Origin of the sequence: Sinorhizobium sp. NFACC03 (assembly GCF_900103435.1) — a bacterium.
GTDB lineage: Bacteria > Pseudomonadota > Alphaproteobacteria > Rhizobiales > Rhizobiaceae > Ensifer.
This window is the reverse complement of record NZ_FMXF01000001.1, coordinates 372,606-390,673: the sequence shown is the minus strand read 5'-3', so window position 1 is coordinate 390,673 and position 18,068 is coordinate 372,606. Positions and strand designations below refer to the sequence as shown.

Sequence of the window (18,068 nt, the reverse complement as noted above, 5' to 3'; positions counted from 1 at the left end):
ACACTTTTGCTGGAATTGCTTACTTGTGCTCACCTTCCTCGTGATGGCGGCGGATGCGGCGCACGATCAGCCAGACGCCGGCAACGGCGAAGGGAACGGCAAGGCCAGTCAAGAGGCCCGGATCGATCGGCAGCTCGTGGCTGACTGCCTTGGCGAGATAGCCGAACAGGCCAACGACGTAGTAGGAAATGGCGGCGACCGACAGGCCTTCGACGGTCTGCTGCAGGCGTAGCTGCAGCTTGGCGCGCCGGTCCATCGAGTTCAAAAGCGCGCTGTTCTGCCGTTCGAGCTCGACATCGACCCAGCTTCTGAGAAGAGCGGTCGCGCGGGCGAGCTTGCGCGACAGGTTGGCCTGGCGCTCCTCGACCGACTGGCAGGTGCGCATCGCCGGCGCGAGGCGTCGTTCGAGGAAGGTGCCGATGGTCTCGTAGCCCGGAAGCGGCGTCTCGGAGAGCGTGCGAATGCGCTCCTGCACGATGCCGTAATAGGCGCGGCTGGCGCCGAAGCGATAGAGGCTGAGCGCGGCACCCGCCTCGAGGTCGGCGGCAAGCCGGGTAATCTCGGCCAGCATGTCGTCGGCCTCCTCGCGCACATTTTCCTTCATGCGCTGGGTGATTCCGGTCAAGCCATCCTCGGTCCGGCGGATCTCCGGCGACAGCGACTGGGCGAGCGGCAGGCCCATCATCGCCAGTGTCCGGTAGGTCTCGATATCGAGCAGGCGCTGAATGAGCGCGCCGGTGCCCGCCTCGGTCATGCCACGGTCGATGACCAGGATCTGCGTCAGGCCGTCACCGTTCTGGCGGAAGTCGGTGACGATTACCGCTTGGCCGTTCTTGGTTTCGCTGTAGCAGAGGCTCGTCGGATCGAAGAGCCCGATCGCATCACGGGTTTCGGGCGTGTCCGGCCGGATCTCCAGGCGGATACCCGAGATCAGCGAGCCCGGCGGCGAAAAGCCGTCGCCGAAGGGATGGATCGGCACCTCGCCGCCGAACCGCTCCGGCGGCGGCGCATCCCAGAAGTAGGTGGAGAATTCGGTGTGGCGCTCCCAGCGCAGCGTGCCCTGCCCCCAGGGCATCGCATGATGGTTCGCGTCCCGCCCCGGCGGTGCGATGCCGCGTGCGCGCGACAGCTCCGACAACACGGCATGATCGACGATCGAGCCGCCATCCGTCAGGAAGGCGAGCTGAAAGATCACCCGCGGCGTGGTGACCAGCGCATAGGGGCGCGAATGAACCTCGCCCAAGGCCAAGGCGCGCATCGGCGCTACCGGAAATGCAAAACTACCCTTTGCCATGAAGCGCTCTTGTCCCCCTCACGCGTTCATCACGACTCTCTTATCAATCGAACGAGCAAAAGAAAAAGGACGCATTGCCGCAGTTTGACTTTTGTCAGCCGCACAAAGTGGACAAGCAAATTGACCACTTGCCGCCGGCTGCCTAGATTGCGGCGCAGAGCGGTGCGAGCAACCTAGGCGCGGATTTCCGTCCCCTCCCGCTCTAACCTATGAGAATCACGATCATTTTGGGGCCGAAAAGACCGAAATTCATCGTGATCCGGGAGACCAAGACGTGACCGACGACCAGATCGACCTCTTCGCCCGCATCAGCCACAGCCGCACGGCGGACGAAGTCGTACATCAGATCGAGCTCCTGATCCTCGAAGGCGTGCTGCGCGACGGGGATCGGCTGCCGGGCGAAAGAGAGCTTTCCAAACGCTTCGACGTATCGAGGCCGATCCTGCGCGAGGCGCTCAAGGAACTCGAAGGACGCGGCCTGGTCGAAAGCCACCATGGCGGCGGCACCTTCGTCGCCGATGTCGTAGGGAAGATTTTCTCCAAGCCGCTGATCGACCTGATTGCCCGTCATCACAAGGCGACCCAGGATTATCTCGAATACCGGCGCGAGCTGGAGGGCCTGACCGCAGAACTGGCCGCCACCCGCGCCACGGATTTCGACCGGGACATCCTGACCAGGATCATCGAGCGCATGCGTGCGGCGCACGCCGCCGGCGACTTCGACGCGGAGCTCGAGGCCGATATCGAGCTGCACCAGGCAATCGGTGAGAGCGCCCACAACATCATCCTGATGCATACGCTGCGCGCCTGTTATCGGCTGCTTCAGCAGGGCATCTTCTTTCACCGCAACTCGGTTTTCGGTGCGCCGGGCGCCCGCGATCGGCTGCTTGGCCAGCACGAGGCGATCTACGACGCGATCATGGCGCGAGATCCGGCGAATGCAAAGGCGGCGTCGCAGAACCATATCGACTTCGTTGCCGCCGCAACCCGCGAAGCGGAGCGCACCGGTGAATGGAACCGTATCGCCCGCCTGCGCTTGCAGCAGCGCGACCGCGCGAACTGACGGAGCAGACCTACGCCCAGCGCGATTGGCAAACCGACGCGGAAACACCATATCCTGTCGTATCTGGACAACAGTTCAGCGGAAAGCTGGACTGCATATCCGGCTGCCCGCTGGCCGCGACATTTACACGCAACAGGACGCTGCCATACTGGCTTTAACAGAAAACAAGAACACTGATTCGTCGAGAGGAGCGCAGACGACCTTGAACTTCTTGAACAGACTCGCATCCGATGTCCAACTGATGTTGCGCCGCCCGGCGCGCATGCAATATGCCGCGCTCTGCTATCGGATCCGCAAGAAGACCAAGGCCCTCGAAATTCTCATGATCACCAGCCGCGACACCGGCCGCTGGGTCATTCCCAAGGGATGGCCGATGCAAGGCAAGCGCGCCCACGAGGTGGCCGAGCGCGAGGCCTACGAAGAGGCCGGCGTCAAAGGGCACGTGCAGAAGTCGACGATCGGATTCTATCTCTACCAGAAGCGCATGGACCATGGCCTGAAGATTTCGGTCAAGGTGCAGGTCCACGCGCTGGAAGTCGACGACCTCGCAAAGCACTTCCCCGAGGAAGGCCGCCGGCAGCTCGAATGGGTCGACTACAAGGAGGCCGCTTCACGGGTGGCCGAGCCATCGTTGAAGGACCTCATCCTCGCCTTTGGCGAACGCATGGCGGCGCCGCCTGCGTCGATGCCGAAGGCTGCGAACGGCTAGCCTTCCGGGCCATCCCCCCGGGCACGCAATGCCCCTGAATGCGGGTTCCCGACGCACGCGGCACCGATGTCCATCAAATCCACTTGAATGCTTGTTGCAGTGGCCTTAGTGGCCATGGTGGCAATGGAGTTCCAGGCAGTGGCACAGCCGCGCATACGCCTCGCAAAACAGACGATCGACAAAGACCTCGACAAGCTGAGCCTTGCCGAAGAGGCGTCGCAGCATGTCCGCCGCAGCCTGGCGGCGCCGGCGCTCGCCGGCCTCTTTCTGCTCCTCAGCATGGCCTTTGCCGCGAGTTTCGTGACCCATTCCGCGAGCGCGCCGATCATCATCGCCGCGGCAGCGATCGCCGGCTACATGGCCATGAACATCGGCGCCAACGACGTGACCAACAACGTTGGTGCGGCCGTCGGCGCCAAAGCGATGTCGATGGCGACGGCGCTCATCATCGCTGCCATCTTCGAGATCGCCGGCGCGATGCTTGCCGGGCGCGAGGTCGCGCTGACGATCGAAGCAGGCATCGTCTACGGCGAAGATGTGCTCGGCCCGCAAGCGATCATCTGGATCATGATGTCGGCACTCGCTTCGGCTGCGGCCTGGATCAATATCGCCACCTATTCAGGGGCGCCTGTATCCACCACACACTCGATCATCGGCGGCATCGTCGGCGCCGGCATTGCCGCGGCCGGTTTTTCCGGCGTGCAATGGTGGTCGCTTGCCGGCATCACGCTCAGCTGGTCGGTCTCGCCGCTGCTGGGAGGCACGATCGCCGCAGCATTCCTCGCCTTCCTCAAGGAATTCATCATCTACCGCGAGGACAAGATCGCCGCTGCAAGGCGATGGATGCCTGTTATCCTCGGTGTCACGGCCGGCTGCTTTACGGCCTATCTTGCAGTGATCGCGCTGGTTCAAGTGGCGGCGATTACCATGCCGGTGGGCCTTGCTGCCGGCGTGGTCGCGGGTATCGCGGTCTATCTGCAGGCCAAGCCCTGGATCGTCAGGCAATCGGAAGGCCTGGACAACCGAAACCAGTCGTTGCGGCGGCTCTTCCGGTTGCCATTGATCGTGGCGGCGGCACTGCTCTCCTTCGCCCACGGCGCCAACGACGTCTCCAACGCGATCGGCCCGTTGGCTGCGATCGTCTCGGCGCTCGACGGCGTGATCACGACGGACAAATCGCCGGCGCCCCTTTGGGAACTGGCGATCGGCGCGCTCGGCATTTCGATCGGTCTTCTCCTCTATGGCCCGAAGCTTATCCGCGTCGTCGGTCAGGAAATTACCAAGCTCAATCCGATGCGCGCCTTCTGCGTTGCGCTCGCCACCGCGGTCACGGTGCTTTTGGCATCGGCGCTCGGACTGCCGATCAGTTCGACCCACACGGCCGTTGGTGCCGTCTTCGGCGTCGGCTTCTTCCGTGAATGGTACATCCGCAATTCCAAGCGTCGCCTACAATATGTCCGACAGCGCACAGGGCAGGCCGACTTCATGGAAACGGAAGAAACCAACTTCGCCGAAGTCCGGCGCCGGCGCCTTGTACGCCGTTCGCATTTCCTGACGATCGTCGGCGCCTGGGTCATCACCGTTCCCGCCTCGGCCGCGCTATCGGCCGTCCTCTACCTCATCCTCTCCAGCATTTTCATGTGAAGGCCCCGATATGCGCGCCAATTTTCGCATGCAGCGACTGTTCGTCGAACATACCCTCAATGCGGGCTCCGCCCACGAGGCGACCAAGGAGCAGTTCAACTACCTGGTCAACGTTCTTCGCTATGAGGAAGGCTCCTCGATCCTCGTCTTCAACGGACGTGACGGCGAGTGGCGTGCGGAACTCTCCTTCGCCAGCAAGAAGAAGCTGGTGCTGACCGCAGTCGAGCAGACGCGCCCGCAGCCAGAACCTTGCGATCTTGTCTATCTTTTCGCGCCGCTGAAGGTCGGCAGGCTCGACTATCTCGTGCAGAAGGCCGTCGAAATGGGCGCAGGCGCGCTGCAGCCGGTCATGACGCAGCATGTGCAGGGCAAGCTCGGCAGCATCGAGCGCGTGCGCGCCAACGTCATCGAGGCGGCCGAACAATGCGGCGTGCTCGGCATTCCCGATGTCGAGGAGCCGCGACGACTGGAGGACGTGCTGGCCACCTGGCCCACCGACCGACGCATCATCTTCTGCGACGAAGGCAGCGACAGCCAGAACCCGTTGCCAATTCTCGCCGCCGTCAAAGAGAAGAAACTCGCCTTGCTGATCGGTCCGGAAGGCGGTTTCTCCGAGACAGAGCGAACGTTGCTGCGCAGCCTCGATTTCGTCAGCAGCATTCCGCTTGGACCGCGGATCCTCAGGGCCGACACCGCCGCTGTCGCAGCCATGGCGGTCATCCAGGCGACTGTCGGCGACTGGCGATAGCCGGTCGCTCCGCGGCAAACGGGATGCCGCTCTTTCTCCTAGAAGGTGGCTCTTAGAAGAAGGGAACCTCTCAACACAAGGCATGGTTGGGTCGACGATACCCAGTTCCACGGAGCTTGCTCCAGCGCAAGCAATCGTCCTACTTTTTTTGATGAGATCTTGAAAGAAATTGACTTGCACCGCACCTGAATACGGTTCAAGCAGCCTTCATCAACTCCCGCTATCCAGTGGGAGCCGCCCAAACAAAAGAAGACGCTCATGGCCCGAGATACCACCGACCAGACGCCGGTAACCTCTGTCGCTGACCTGACCGCCTATCTGGCAGAAGGTTCGAAACCGGAGGAGCGGTTCCGGATCGGCACGGAGCACGAAAAGTTCGCCTTCTTTAAGGCGGACAACAGCCCCGTCCCCTATTTCGGCGAGGCCAGCATCCAGGCGCTTCTGAATGGAATGGCCGCAAAGAGCGGCTGGGAACCGATCGTCGACCAAGGCAACATCATCGGCCTTGCTGAGCAGTCGGGCAATGGCGCGATCTCGCTGGAGCCGGGCGGCCAGTTCGAGCTTTCCGGAGCGCCGCTCGAAAACCTGCACCAGACCTGCAAGGAATCGAACCAGCATTTGGCGGTTCTGCGCGAAGTCGCCGAACCGCTCGGCATCCGTTTCCTCGGCATCGGCGGCAGCCCGAAGTGGACCTTCGCCGAGACACCGCGCATGCCGAAATCGCGTTATGGCATCATGAGCCGCTACATGCCCAAGGTCGGCACCAGGGGCCTCGACATGATGTACCGCACCTGCACGATCCAGGTGAATCTCGACTTTTCCTCCGAAGAGGACATGCGCCGCAAGATGCAGGTGTCCTTGAAGCTGCAGCCGCTTTCGACGGCGCTGTTTGCGAGCTCGCCCTTTACCGACGGCAAGCCGAACGGGCTGCTCTCCTGGCGCGGCGATATCTGGCGCGACACCGACAACCAGCGCGCCGGCCTGCTGCCCTCCGCCTTCCGTCCGGATTTCGGCTTTGCCGACTATGTCGAATGGGCACTCGACGTGCCGATGTATTTCGTCGTGCGCGACGGCCACTATCACGACTGCACCCACGTCACCTTCCGCCAGTTTATGGGCGGCGCGCTGAAGGGTGAGATCGCCGACTGGCAGCCGAACATGGGCGACTGGACCAACCACCTTTCGACGCTGTTCCCCGACGTTCGGCTGAAGCGCTTCCTCGAAATGCGCGGCGCCGACGGCGGCCCGTGGCGGCGGATCTGTGCGCTGCCGGCCTTCTGGGTCGGTCTGCTCTACGATCGCGAAGCGCTCGATGCCGCCGAGACTCTGACGCGTGACTGGACCTTCGAGGAGGTGAGCGCGATGCGCGACGCCGTGCCCGTACAGGCGCTCGCGACTAAATTCCGCACAGGCAACCTCTACGACATTGCCCGTGAGGTCATCGCCATTTCGCGCGGCGGCCTGAAGCGCCGCAACCGGCTGAACGGCGACGGCGTCGACGAAAGCCAGTTCCTCGCGCCGCTCGACGAGGTGCTCGCCAAGAAGGCGACGCTCGCCGAAGATCTGCTGGCACTCTACAATGGTCGCTGGAACGGCTCGGTCGATCCGGTTTTCGCCGAATACCAATATTGAGGCGCCCGCCAGGTGCTCTCAAAAAGCGGTTTCCAGCCCCCGATTTCCCGTTATAGTGCAAGGATATGCGTCGCTTACAGCGCCGCGCGTCGAGATGCCGAAGGGGAACTGGGATGGCACCGCTTTTTGACATGTTCGCACAGGCCCAGAATGGTAAGGCCATCGAACTGATGGCTCAACAATTCGGCCTCGCCCAGGAGCAGATGACGAAGGCGACGGCAGCGTTGCTGCCCGCCTTCTCGGCCGCCTTCAAGCGCAACACCGCCAATCCATATGATTTCGGCGCGTTGCTCACGGCGCTCGGCAGCGGCAACTACGCCAAATACTTCGAAGACATGAGCCAGGCCTTCACGCCACAGGGCATGGTCGACGGCAACGGTGTTCTCGGACAGCTGTTCGGATCGAAGGAAATGTCGCGCGCGATCGCCGCGCAGGCCGCGCAGGTCACCGGCATCAGCCAGGAGATCTACAAGCAGATGCTGCCGGTCATGGCCGATACGCTGATGGGCGGACTGTTCAAGCAGACGACCGGGCAATTCGCCGCCGCAAGCGACGCCTTCGCCAACAACCCGATGGCAGCGGCGATGCGCCAGTGGATGGAAGCGGCCGGCTTTGCCAAGAAGCCGGAGCCGCAGCCGAACCCCTTCGACAACCCCTTCACGCAGGCGATGCAGGGCTTCTTCGGCATGGCCAAGAAGGAAGAGAAGGCCAAGACCTCAGACGTCTTTGCCGACAACCCCTTCGTCAAGGCGTTTCAGGATATGATGCAGGCGGGCGCCACCGGCGCGCAGAAGCCGGCACCGGACAATCCGGCCCTTGCCCAGTTCTCCCAGGTGATGAACAGCATGTTCGACACCGGGCTGGAAATGCAGAAAGAATACCAGAAGAACGTCGAGGCCCTGTTCGACGTCTACAAGACCGGCCCCGGCACCAAGAGCTGAAACGCCCCTTCCCTGGCCATGCCTCCCCCTTGGACGGCGCAACCTTCTGCGCCTGGGAGAGTGCGCGCAACCTTGCGCAAATCTCAAAAGAAAAAGGCCCGGTACATGTCTTGGTCATGTACCGGGCCAAGCGGCAGGGTCTATTGGCTCTACCCTGCGGGGAACGTTTGGGCGCGCGACCTCTAACGATCAGCAGCGCCGAACTCTGAAATTCGCAGCATGATCCGCGGCGGCGGCTGGCTTTCGCGGATCATGCTCGACTGGCACACCCTAAGCGGCGGGATGCGCCGTGAAGCGGGCCGAGGGTGCGGTTTCCCGCTTTCATCCCGCTCCAACTCGTCAACGGTCAGTCGTGGCGGATCCCCTTGTAGAAGAGGCTCGCCCGGTTTCGCGAAGCGCGCGTCAGGTAACTCGCCGGATTGTCGAAGAAGGGCGAGGTGATCGCCTCGCGCACGTCTTCTCGCTTTAGCCCCATATCGAGGAGCTGGCGGTCATCCATGTCATTCAGACGGCCGATCGCATATCGGTTTCGGAGCTGGTGCCATGCGGACGTGAGCATATCTGTCACGCCGACGGCGCGGGAGGCATGGGACTGCTTTCCTGCAACGAGGTCGAGATCGAGGACGTGCTGTGTCGTGCGCATGACAATTCTCCTTTCAGGCACGAAGAGGCCCATCCCCTGCGGGGGAGGTCAAACGCAGGGGCGGGCCAAAGGGTTTGGGAATCGCCGGCGAAATTGCCGGCCGGGATCGATGAATTTGCCCCTAACTGATCGCAAATCCTTATTGATCAGTCCAACGAATGTTTTTAATGATATTCATCAAACAATTTTATGGATGCATCACGGCCATGTCCGCACCGCTCGATATCGACCAGCTCCAGACCTTTGTCGCGATCGCCGACACGGGCAGTTTCACCAAGGCGGCCGACCGGGTCTTCAAGACTCAGTCCGCCGTGTCGATGCAGATGCGCCGCCTGGAAGAACGCATCGGCAAGGCGCTGTTCATGAAGGATGGCCGCGGCAACCGGCTGACGGTCGAAGGCGACCGGCTGCTCAATTTCGCCCGCCGGATGATCCGCCTCAACAATGAAGCGATCGCTTCCTTCGACGACAACCGCCTTGAAGGAACGCTCCGCATCGGCACGCCCGACGACTACGCCGATCGTTACATGCCGGAGATCATCATGCGGTTTGCCAAGACGCATCCGAATGTCGAGCTCTATATCATCTGCGAACCTTCGGTGGATCTCGCCGAGAAGATGGCGAAGGGCGACCTCGACATCGCGCTCGTCACGCACAATCCGCGTGCACGCGCCTCGGATGTCGTGCGGACCGAACCGCTCTGCTGGGTGAGCTCGATCAACCATCCGCTCCCGGAAAACGCGCCGATCCCGCTCGCCGTCGGCCGGCGCGACTGCCTCTGGCGGCAGGCTGCCTGCGCGGCACTCGACGCGACCGGCCGCGAATACCAGATCCTGTTCACAAGCTGGTCGTCGACGGTCGTCGCCGCGGCCGTGCTTGCCGGCATGGCCGTCTCGGTCCTGCCGGAATCGGCGCTCCGCCCCGGCATGAAGGTGCTGACGCTCGCCGACGGCTTCCCGGCGCTGGCACCGGTGCAGATCGGCATCATGAAGCGGCCGGGCCTTTCGCCCTCGCTCTCCAACGCGATCAGCAACCACATCACCGCCTGCCTCGACAACATCACGCCGATCAGCGCCAATGACGACCTCGAAGCCGACATTAAGGGCTTCCCGCGCTATCCGCGCCTGCGGCAGAGCCACATGCTGCCGGGCTGGTAAGAGCCGGTAGAAACCAAAAAAGGGCCACGCACCGACAGGTACGTGGCCTTTTTCTTTTCCGAAGACTGGCGCCCGCTTCGAGCGCCCGTCCAGCTCACTCCGCAGCCGTGCCGATCGCCTCGGCCTCATAACGATGCGCTGCACGAAGAGCCACACGTACGCCGGCCTCATAGTCCGGATGGACAAGCTTGAAATGGGCAAGCTGACGCTCGACGATCATCCCCGGCACCCCGCCCATGGCGGCCGCGATATTGGAGAACAGCCGCGCCTTCTGTCCCGCATCGAACAGGTTGAAGAGCGCCCGCGGCTGGCTGTAGTCGTCGTTGCCTTCACGGTGGTCGTAGCGGGCCATATCGCCGCTGATGCGCAGCGGAGGCTCCATTGCGGACGGCTGCTCGACCGGGCCGTTGAACGAGTTCGGCTCGTAATAGGCATCCGGATTGCCGGTCTGGATGCCGCCGAACGTGTTCATCTGGCCATCACGGTGATAGTGATGCACCGGGCATTTCGGTCGGTTGACCGGGATGTGCTCGTAGTGTGTGCCGAGCCGATAGCGGTGGGCATCGGCATAGGAGAAGAGCCGCGCCTGCAGCATCTTGTCCGGCGAGAAGCCGATGCCGGGCACGATGTTCGACGGCGAGAAGGCGGCGTTCTCGACCTCGGCGAAATAGTTCTCCGGGTTGCGGTTGAGCTCCAGAACGCCGACCTCGATCGGCGGATAGTCCGCATGCGTCCAGACCTTGGTGACGTCGAAGGGATTGTAGGGTGTCTTCTCCGCGTCGAGTTCCGGCATGATCTGCACCTGCAGCGTCCAGCGCGGATAGTTGCCCTCCTCGATCGCGCCATAGAGCGCTTCCTGATAGCTTTCGCGCGTCCGGCCGATCACCTCGGCGGCTTCCGCATTGGTGTAGAACTTGTGACCGTGCTGGGTCTTGAAGTGGAACTTCACCCAATAGCGCTCGCCGGCGTCGTTCCAGAAGGAGAAGGTGTGGGAGCCGTAGCCGTTCATGTGCAACGGCGATACCGGACATCCGCGGTCCGACATCAGGATCGTCACCTGGTGCAGGCTTTCCGGCGAAAGCGACCAAAAATCCCACATGGCGGTCGCCGAACGCAGGTTGGTCTTCGGGTGGCGCTTCTGTGTGTGGATGAAATCCGGGAACTTGTAGGCATCGCGGACGAAGAAGATCGGCGTGTTGTTGCCGACGAGATCCCAATTGCCCTCGGGCGTATAGAATTTCAGCGCGAAGCCGCGCACGTCGCGTTCGGCGTCGGCAGCACCCAGTTCACCGGCAACAGTCGAGAAGCGCGCCAGCATCGGGGTCTCAGCGCCCGGCTGCAGAACCTTGGCCTTGGTGTATCTGGAGATATCGCCTGTGATCTTCAGCGTCCCATAGGCGCCCCAGCCCTTGGCGTGCACCGCGCGCTCGGGAATGCGCTCGCGGTTTTGATGCGACAGCTTTTCGATAAGCTGGTAGTCCTGCATCATGACGCCGCCACGCGGACCGGCCGTCAGCGAATTCTGGTTGTCGGGCACCGGCGCTCCGGCACTCGTCGTCAATATGGGTCGATCTGACATCGCGTCCTCCTGTCATAGGTTCGCGCCCGGGGATCGGACAAGATCTGCCCGACAGCAGCCTGAGGGGCTGCCAGCCGCAATTCGCGCGGCGCTCAAAGCCCGGACGCCTTGGCCAGACAAGTTTTCCCACAGGGCTTCGATAATCTCCAATTGCATAAAAATTAAAAATTGATAGGATTTTCTTATCATGCTTACACTTCGACAGATGCGCTATTTCGAGGCTCTTGCCTCCGCTCGCCACTTCGGCAAGGCCGCCGAACTGGTCCATGTCAGCCAGCCGGCGCTCTCCGCCCAGATCATGGAAATGGAAAACCACCTGGGGGTGAAGCTGGTGGAGCGCAGCCGCAGCGGCGTTTTCCTCACTCGCAAGGGTGAAGAGGTGCTGGCCCGCACCCGCACCATCCTCGCCGACGTGGACATGCTGGAACAGAGCGCACGCGCCAGCTCCGGCACGCTCGAAGGGCGGATCCGCATCGGCGTCATCCCGACGCTTGCGCCCTATCTCGTGCCGCGGCTGGTGCCGCATCTGCGCCGCGTCTATCCGGCGATCGAGATCGAGTTGAAGGAATCGGTGACATCGAGGCTGGTCGCCGATCTCGGCGAGGGTCTGCTCGACGCCGTCGTCGCGGCCCTGCCGATCGAAACCGACGGGCTGTCGACGAAACCGCTCTTTTCCGACCGCTTCTACATGGCGATGGCGGACGACGAGCGAAACATCCTGATGTCGCCGCTGACCGAAGATCAGGTGGATGTCGAACAGTTGCTCCTGCTCGAAGAAGGCCATTGCCTGCGCGACCAGGCGCTCGCCGTCTGCAGCACCGCCGGCAAGCGCCGCCTTGTCTCGTTCGGCGCGACCTCGATGACGACGCTCCTGCAGATGGTTGCCAATGGCATGGGCATGACGCTGATCCCTGAAATCGCCATCGCGACCGAGGCCGCACGCAATTCGATCCGCATCGTGCCCTTCGCCGCACCCGAGCCGGCCCGCGAGATCGGCCTCGTCTGGCGGCGCAGCAGTCCGCGCGAGCGCGACATGGAAGCGCTCGCAAGGGCAATCAGCGACTGCGCCGACGATATTATCCGGGCGGCTGCCGCCTGAGTTAAGACGGGCTCAGGCGAGCTTGGCCTTCAGGAATTCCACCGTCCGGCCCCAGGCGAGATCGGCGGCAGCCTTGTCGTAGCGGGCGGCCGAGGTGTCGTTGTTGAAGGCATGGTTGACGCCGTCATAGACATAGATCGTCGCGTCCTTGCCGTCGTCTTTCAGCGCCTTTTGATAGGCGTCGATGCCGGCATTGATGCGTTCGTCGAGCCCGGCATAGTGCAGCAGCAGCGCGGCTTTGATATTCGGCACATCCTCCGCCTTGGGCTGCGCGCCGTAATAGGCGACGCCGGCCTTGAGATCGGGCGAGCCGACCGCGAGCCGGTTGACAAGACCGCCTCCCCAGCAGAAGCCGATGGCACCAACCTTCCCCGTCGATTGCTGGTGCCCTTCCAGGAAGGCCACGGTCGCAACTGCGTTCGCCGTCGTTGCTGCCGCATCCAGCGCGCCGATCATCTCGCGTGCCTTGTCCTCGTCCGTCGGCGTTCCACCCGACGGCGACAGGAAGTCCGGTGCAAGCGCCAGGAAGCCTTCGAGCGCCATCCGTCGCGCAACGTCGCGGATATGCGGATTGAGCCCGCGGTTCTCGTGAATGACGATCACCGCCGGCAGTTTTCCGCTCACCTCAGCCGGGCGAACGAGGTAACCCTTCATGTCGCCGCCAGGCCCAGGGTAAGAGATATCCTCGCCGGTGATACGGGTATCGGTCGCCGCAACGATTTCCGCCTTGGCGCCGTTGGCAGTAAGCAGTGGTGCGATCGCCGCGGCCGCAGCCGCGGAACCGGCCAGTCCGGTGAGCTTTTCCATGAAACGGCGGCGATCGAGGGTCAGATGCGTGTATTCGTCATAGGCGTCAATCATCGCCTGTGTGATTGTCGGTTCCTGCATGTCAGCCTCCTTCGGTTCGTTGTCCCGCGGCGGCAGACAGAACCGCCCGCGACAGAATAAGTCGGCGGGCGGTCGCGAACATACAAACTTGCGTTACTTCTGCGTGTTTCGTTTTTGGCCGATCAGCCGTTGAGATCGAGCACGATCCGGCCGTCGATCTTGCCTTCCTCCATACGCTTGAAGATCGCATTGATGTTCTCGATCTTGTCCCAGGTGAAGTGCGAGGCGACCTTGCCTTCGCCGGCAAACTCCAGCGACTCCTCGAGATCCTGGCGCGTGCCGACGATCGAGCCGCGGATGGTGATGCGCTTCAGCACCGTATCGAAGATCGGCAGGCACATCTGGCCGGGCGGTAGGCCGACGAGCGCCATGGTCCCCTTGGAGCGCAGCATGTTGAACGCCTGCTCCATCGCCTTGGGTGCCACGGCCGTCACCAGTGCGCCATGCACGCCGCCGGTCGCCTTCTGAACCTGCTCGACCGCGTCCTTGTCACGCGCATCGACGACGAGGTCAGCACCGAGTTTTCGTGCAAGCGCCAACTTGTCCGGGAAGATATCGACGGCGGCGACATGCATGCCCATTGCCTTGGCATATTGCACCGCCATGTGGCCGAGCCCGCCGATGCCGGAAATCAGCGCCCATTCGCCAGGACGCACCTCGGTTTCCTTCAGGCCCTTATAGACGGTGACGCCGGCGCAGAGGATCGGTGCGGCCGGTCCGAATTCAAGCTTTGCCGGCAGGCGCCCGACAAAGTCCGGATCGGCAAGGCCGTATTGGGCAAAGGTGCCGTTGACGGAGTAGCCGGTGTTCTGCTGGCTGCCGCAGAGCGTTTCCCAGCCGGTGCGGCAGGGCGTGCAACCGCCGCAGGCCGTGTGCAGCCACGGCACGCCGACGCGGTCGCCCTCCTTCAGGTGTGTGACGCCGCTGCCAAGCTTGGCGACATAACCGACGCCTTCGTGTCCAGGGATAAACGGCGGCTTCGGCTTTACCGGCCAATCGCCGTTGGCGGCATGCAGATCCGTATGGCAGACGCCGGTCGCTTCGTATTTGATCAGCAACTGGCCGGGGCCCGGCTCCGGTATTGGCACATTCTCGATTACCAGCGGCTTGCCGAATTCGCGTACCACGGCGGCTTTCATCGTTGCGGTCATCTCGTCCTCCGATGCGTTGTCGTCCAACGTCGGAAAGACTACCCGCAAAGGCGGCATCGGGTACTTGATACGCATCAAGGCGCGAGGATCGTTCGCGCAGACTGTCTCAGATTTGCGCCAATTCGCTTGGGGTGCGAACCGGGATCAGCTCATCGCCATCCAGACGGCAAGCCACACCCACATGGCAAAAAGCGTCGCGACGCCCCCCATGAACAGCGGACGGCGATAGCGGATGCGGTTGCTGGTGACATGCACGAAGGCGTGCACATAGCGCAGGACGACGAAAAGCCAGGCAAGGGCGAGGGAGACGATGTTGTCGGCCTCGGTGATGTAGAGCAGCACGCAGCAGACGTAGAAGAGAACCGGCAGCTCGAACTGGTTGGCAATGCTGTTCTTCACCACCAGGCTTTCGCCCGGCTCGTCGCGGTTCTCGCGAAACTGAGCCGCATGCACCTTGCCGGCGCGCACCAGCCTCATCCGACGGAAGGATAGGAGAGCGTAAAGGCAGAAGACGAGAAAGACATGGACCACGATCGGCCAGAAGATCTCGAAACCCGTCATGCACTGCTCCCTGAAAAAAGGCTTATTCTGAAAAACACTTAATCTGAAAAGGCGAAGGGCGCCGCGAGAAGACGCGGCGCCCTTCGAATGCAATCGCGATCAGTGCGCGCCCGGATAGTTCGGGCTTTCGCGGGTGATCGTCACGTCGTGGGCGTGGCTTTCGCGAAGGCCGGCGCCGGAGATGCGTACGAACTGCGCACGCTCCTGGTATTCCCTGATGGTCGGACCACCGACATAGCCCATGGACGCCTTGAGTCCGCCGGCGAGCTGGTGGAGCACGCCTGCAACCGGGCCCTTGTAGGGAACCTGGCCTTCGATGCCTTCCGGAACCAGCTTCAGCGTGTCGCGTACTTCCGCCTGGAAGTAGCGGTCCGCCGAGCCGCGAGCCATGGCGCCGACAGAACCCATGCCGCGATAGGCCTTGAAGGAACGGCCCTGGTAGAGGAACACTTCGCCCGGGCTTTCATCGGTACCGGCAAGCAGCGAGCCGATCATGACAGCCGAAGCACCGGCAGCGATCGCCTTGGCGAGGTCGCCGGAGAACTTGATTCCGCCGTCGGCGATGACGGGAATGCCGGCAGCCTGGGCGGCTTCGACAGCACCCATGATCGCGGCCAGTTGCGGAACGCCGACGCCGGCGACGATGCGCGTGGTGCAGATCGAGCCCGGGCCAATACCGACCTTGACCGCATCCGCGCCGGCATCGATCAGCGCCTTGGTGCCGGCGGCGGTGGCGACGTTGCCGGCCATGATGCGAACCGAGTTCGAGAGCTTCTTGACGCGGGCGACGGCATCGAGCACGCGCTGCGAATGGCCGTGGGCGGTGTCGACGACGATCAGGTCGACGCCGGCGTCGATCAACCGCTCGGCGCGCTCAAAGCCGTCATCGCCGACCGAGATGGCGGCGGCGGCGCGAAGGCGGCCCTGCGCGTCCTTGGAGGCGTTCGGGTTGAGCTGCGCCTTCTCGATGTCCTTGACGGTGATCAGGCCGACGCAGCGGCCGTCGGCGTCGACGACCAGAAGCTTCTCGATGCGGTGCGCGTGAAGGAGGCGCTTGGCTTCCTGCTGGTCGACGCTTTCCTTGACCGTGACCAGGTTCTCATGGGTCATCAGCTCGTGGATCTTCTGGTTCGGGTCGGAAGCGAAGCGGACGTCACGGTTGGTGAGGATGCCGACGAGACGACCCTGCTTCTGGCCACCGGCGCCGCCGTTCTCGACGACCGGGATGCCGGAAATGCCGTGCTGCTTCATGAGGCCCAGCGCATCGGCGAGCTTGGCGTCGGGGCCGATGGTCACCGGATTGACGACCATGCCGCTTTCGAATTTCTTGACCTGGCGAACCTCTTCGGCCTGCTCGGCCGGCGTCAGGTTGCGGTGGATGACACCAATGCCGCCGGCCTGTGCCATGGCGATCGCGAGGCGCCCTTCGGTCACCGTGTCCATCGCCGAAGACAGGATCGGCAGGTTGAGGTCAATGTCCTGGGCAATGGTGGTTGCGATATTGGTCTGACCCGGCATGACTTCGGAATGTCCGGGCAGGAGCAGAACGTCGTCGAAGGTCAAAGCCTCCAGACCAGTTGCCGTTTCGATGATGCGCGCCATGGCCAATTCCCTTCAATAAACGAAAACCCCCGGGGACGGGCTGCGATTTGTCCACCGGGCGACTTCAAAGCGTGTCTTGGAAGTTGGCGAGGGCTCGTAACACGGATATGTCAGGATGAAAATAGCCAAAGCCGGGAAATGTCCCGCCTTCGGCCGATATTTGTTGCAGAGCAGCAATTTCGCGAGATGCAGCCCCTCACCCGGCTCGATACCGATCAGATATCGAGCTGATAGCTGACGGGAACGAAGCGGTAGCCTTCGCCCTGTTTCTCGACGAAGCCGACGGCCGGGAACGGCATGTGGTAGCCGATGAAGGGCAGCCGGTCGCTGGCGATCATGTCGAAAACCCTGCGGCGCGTTTCGGCCGCCTTGGCCTTGTCCATGTCGAAGCGCACTTCCCAATCGGGGCGCTGCAGCGACAGCACATAGTGGTTGGCGGTATCGGCCGTCAGCATCATGCCCTTGCCGTCGGAATCGAGACGGAACACCATGTGACCCGGCGAATGACCGAAGGCGGCGACGGCCGAGATACCGGGCACGATCTCGGCGCCGTCGCCGATGAAAGTCGTCTTCTCCGCCAGCGGCACTATCTTCTCCAGCACCGCCTTGTGCCCATTTTCCGCCGGCGTGCCTGCCCGTGCCGGGTCCTTCCAGAAGGCATATTCGGCTTCACCCATCACGTAGCGGGCATTGGCGAATGCCGGCTTGCCGGCCTCCATGAGGCCGCCGATGTGATCGCCGTGCATATGAGTCACCACCACGACCGAAATCTGCTCCGGCGCATAGCCGGCGGCACGGATGCCTTCGGCCAGGCGGCCCATACCGGCCTGGCGGCCGCCCTCGCCCCTGCCGGTATCGAAGAGCACGACATCCGTTCCGGTATCGACGAGAACCGGCGAGAAACTGTTGACCAGCGCTTCGGTCGGCAGAAAGTTCTGTTGCAGCAGTTCCGCAACCGCCTACTGTGGCTGGTTGGTGCCATAGATCTCATGCGGTTTCTCGGTGACGCGCGTGCCGTCATTGACGACGACGAGCTTGAAAACGCCAAGCTTGAGAGATCGGATCGGGGGATGGCTAGCGTTCATGTCGGTCTTTTCCGCCTTTTCCTCAGCCACCGCAACGCCCGTCATCAACGATGGCGCAGCCAGCACCCCAGCGTTCCCGCCCCCATCAAGGTCCGGCGCTTCATCGACACCTCACTCATGGTCCATCCCACTTCGTTGCCCTGTTGGATCCCGTTGCCCCATGGACAACTGGGCCAGAACTAGCGTCTTGACAGCGAAGGCCAGCCGGGATCACAGGCTTTTGATCCGCAATCACCGGTTTCGCCCCGACAAAAGCCATCACCGGCATTAGC

15 protein-coding genes and 1 pseudogene are annotated in these 18,068 nt (G+C 62.7%); 8 read left to right on the top strand and 8 right to left on the bottom strand.

The window, feature by feature from the left end; all coding sequences use genetic code 11:
* Positions 1-19: 19 nt before the first annotated feature.
* The gene (locus BLU35_RS01925; protein WP_093232007.1) at positions 20-1,294 is read right to left on the bottom strand and encodes a DUF3422 family protein; all 1,275 of its coding nucleotides are present in this window, start codon (positions 1,292-1,294) and stop codon (positions 20-22) included.
* 274 nt (positions 1,295-1,568) lie between these two features.
* On the opposite strand from BLU35_RS01925, the gene BLU35_RS01920 reads away from it, so the two are divergent.
* From BLU35_RS01920 to BLU35_RS01895, 6 genes are all read left to right on the top strand, one after another.
* Positions 1,569-2,357, top strand: a complete 789-nt coding sequence (locus BLU35_RS01920; protein ID WP_093232006.1) for a FadR/GntR family transcriptional regulator — start codon at positions 1,569-1,571, stop codon at positions 2,355-2,357.
* Between the two features lie 202 nt (positions 2,358-2,559).
* A complete protein-coding gene (locus BLU35_RS01915; protein ID WP_093232005.1) occupies positions 2,560-3,066 on the top strand; it encodes an NUDIX hydrolase in 507 nt (168 codons plus the stop codon).
* A 138-nt stretch (positions 3,067-3,204) separates the two neighbouring features.
* Positions 3,205-4,710: an inorganic phosphate transporter gene (locus tag BLU35_RS01910; protein ID WP_093232311.1), complete on the top strand. Its 1,506-nt coding sequence runs from the start codon at positions 3,205-3,207 to the stop codon at positions 4,708-4,710.
* Between the two features lie 10 nt (positions 4,711-4,720).
* On the top strand, positions 4,721-5,458 hold the full coding sequence (locus BLU35_RS01905) for a 16S rRNA (uracil(1498)-N(3))-methyltransferase (RefSeq protein WP_093232004.1): 738 nt from the start codon (positions 4,721-4,723) through the stop codon (positions 5,456-5,458).
* 258 nt (positions 5,459-5,716) lie between these two features.
* On the top strand, positions 5,717-7,090 hold the full coding sequence (locus tag BLU35_RS01900) for a glutamate--cysteine ligase (RefSeq protein ID WP_093232003.1): 1,374 nt from the start codon (positions 5,717-5,719) through the stop codon (positions 7,088-7,090).
* A 113-nt stretch (positions 7,091-7,203) separates the two neighbouring features.
* On the top strand, positions 7,204-8,031 hold the full coding sequence (locus tag BLU35_RS01895; protein ID WP_093232002.1) for a DUF937 domain-containing protein: 828 nt from the start codon (positions 7,204-7,206) through the stop codon (positions 8,029-8,031).
* A gap of 346 nt (positions 8,032-8,377) precedes the next feature.
* On the opposite strand, the gene BLU35_RS01890 is transcribed toward BLU35_RS01895, so the two are convergent.
* A complete protein-coding gene (locus BLU35_RS01890; RefSeq protein ID WP_093232001.1) occupies positions 8,378-8,674 on the bottom strand; it encodes a YjiS-like domain-containing protein in 297 nt (98 codons plus the stop codon).
* Between the two features lie 206 nt (positions 8,675-8,880).
* Between BLU35_RS01890 and BLU35_RS01885 the strand changes: the two genes are divergently transcribed.
* Positions 8,881-9,831, top strand: coding sequence for a LysR substrate-binding domain-containing protein (locus BLU35_RS01885; protein ID WP_034800917.1), 951 nt, complete (start codon positions 8,881-8,883; stop codon positions 9,829-9,831).
* A 94-nt stretch (positions 9,832-9,925) separates the two neighbouring features.
* On the opposite strand, the gene katA is transcribed toward BLU35_RS01885, so the two are convergent.
* Entirely contained in the window at positions 9,926-11,410 is a 1,485-nt protein-coding gene (gene katA / locus BLU35_RS01880) for a catalase KatA (protein WP_058325430.1), read from the bottom strand.
* 187 nt (positions 11,411-11,597) lie between these two features.
* Between katA and BLU35_RS01875 the strand changes: the two genes are divergently transcribed.
* On the top strand, positions 11,598-12,509 hold the full coding sequence (locus BLU35_RS01875; protein WP_093232000.1) for a hydrogen peroxide-inducible genes activator: 912 nt from the start codon (positions 11,598-11,600) through the stop codon (positions 12,507-12,509).
* Between the two features lie 12 nt (positions 12,510-12,521).
* Here the strand turns inward: BLU35_RS01875 and BLU35_RS01870 are convergent, their stop codons facing one another.
* The 5 genes and pseudogenes from BLU35_RS01870 to BLU35_RS01850 all read right to left on the bottom strand — a co-directional run bounded on the left by BLU35_RS01870 (position 12,522) and on the right by BLU35_RS01850 (position 17,915).
* Complete coding sequence (locus BLU35_RS01870) at positions 12,522-13,397, bottom strand: dienelactone hydrolase family protein (RefSeq protein WP_093231999.1); 876 nt, start codon at positions 13,395-13,397, stop codon at positions 12,522-12,524.
* A gap of 122 nt (positions 13,398-13,519) precedes the next feature.
* Complete coding sequence (gene adhP, locus BLU35_RS01865; protein WP_093231998.1) at positions 13,520-14,548, bottom strand: alcohol dehydrogenase AdhP; 1,029 nt, start codon at positions 14,546-14,548, stop codon at positions 13,520-13,522.
* Positions 14,549-14,692: 144 nt separating this feature from the next.
* Entirely contained in the window at positions 14,693-15,109 is a 417-nt protein-coding gene (locus BLU35_RS01860) for an MAPEG family protein (RefSeq protein ID WP_093231997.1), read from the bottom strand.
* 99 nt (positions 15,110-15,208) lie between these two features.
* On the bottom strand, positions 15,209-16,711 hold the full coding sequence (guaB, locus tag BLU35_RS01855) for an IMP dehydrogenase (protein WP_093231996.1): 1,503 nt from the start codon (positions 16,709-16,711) through the stop codon (positions 15,209-15,211).
* A 215-nt stretch (positions 16,712-16,926) separates the two neighbouring features.
* A pseudogene (locus BLU35_RS01850) lies at positions 16,927-17,915 on the bottom strand (MBL fold metallo-hydrolase).
* Positions 17,916-18,068 lie beyond the last annotated feature (153 nt).

What these genes read in the sequence shown, in the direction of transcription:
- BLU35_RS01925 (WP_093232007.1), bottom strand. Translation starts at nt 1,294, where the DNA reads ATGGCAAAGGGTAGTTTTGCATTTCCGGTAGCGCCGATGCGCGCCTTG.
- BLU35_RS01905 (WP_093232004.1), top strand. Translation starts at nt 4,721, where the DNA reads ATGCGCGCCAATTTTCGCATGCAGCGACTGTTCGTCGAACATACCCTC.
- BLU35_RS01900 (WP_093232003.1), top strand. Translation starts at nt 5,717, where the DNA reads ATGGCCCGAGATACCACCGACCAGACGCCGGTAACCTCTGTCGCTGAC.
- BLU35_RS01895 (WP_093232002.1), top strand. Translation starts at nt 7,204, where the DNA reads ATGGCACCGCTTTTTGACATGTTCGCACAGGCCCAGAATGGTAAGGCC.
- BLU35_RS01890 (WP_093232001.1), bottom strand. Translation starts at nt 8,674, where the DNA reads ATGCGCACGACACAGCACGTCCTCGATCTCGACCTCGTTGCAGGAAAG.
- BLU35_RS01885 (WP_034800917.1), top strand. Translation starts at nt 8,881, where the DNA reads ATGTCCGCACCGCTCGATATCGACCAGCTCCAGACCTTTGTCGCGATC.
- katA (WP_058325430.1), bottom strand. Translation starts at nt 11,410, where the DNA reads ATGTCAGATCGACCCATATTGACGACGAGTGCCGGAGCGCCGGTGCCC.
- BLU35_RS01875 (WP_093232000.1), top strand. Translation starts at nt 11,598, where the DNA reads ATGCTTACACTTCGACAGATGCGCTATTTCGAGGCTCTTGCCTCCGCT.
- BLU35_RS01870 (WP_093231999.1), bottom strand. Translation starts at nt 13,397, where the DNA reads ATGCAGGAACCGACAATCACACAGGCGATGATTGACGCCTATGACGAA.
- adhP (WP_093231998.1), bottom strand. Translation starts at nt 14,548, where the DNA reads ATGACCGCAACGATGAAAGCCGCCGTGGTACGCGAATTCGGCAAGCCG.
- BLU35_RS01860 (WP_093231997.1), bottom strand. Translation starts at nt 15,109, where the DNA reads ATGACGGGTTTCGAGATCTTCTGGCCGATCGTGGTCCATGTCTTTCTC.
- guaB (WP_093231996.1), bottom strand. Translation starts at nt 16,711, where the DNA reads ATGGCGCGCATCATCGAAACGGCAACTGGTCTGGAGGCTTTGACCTTC.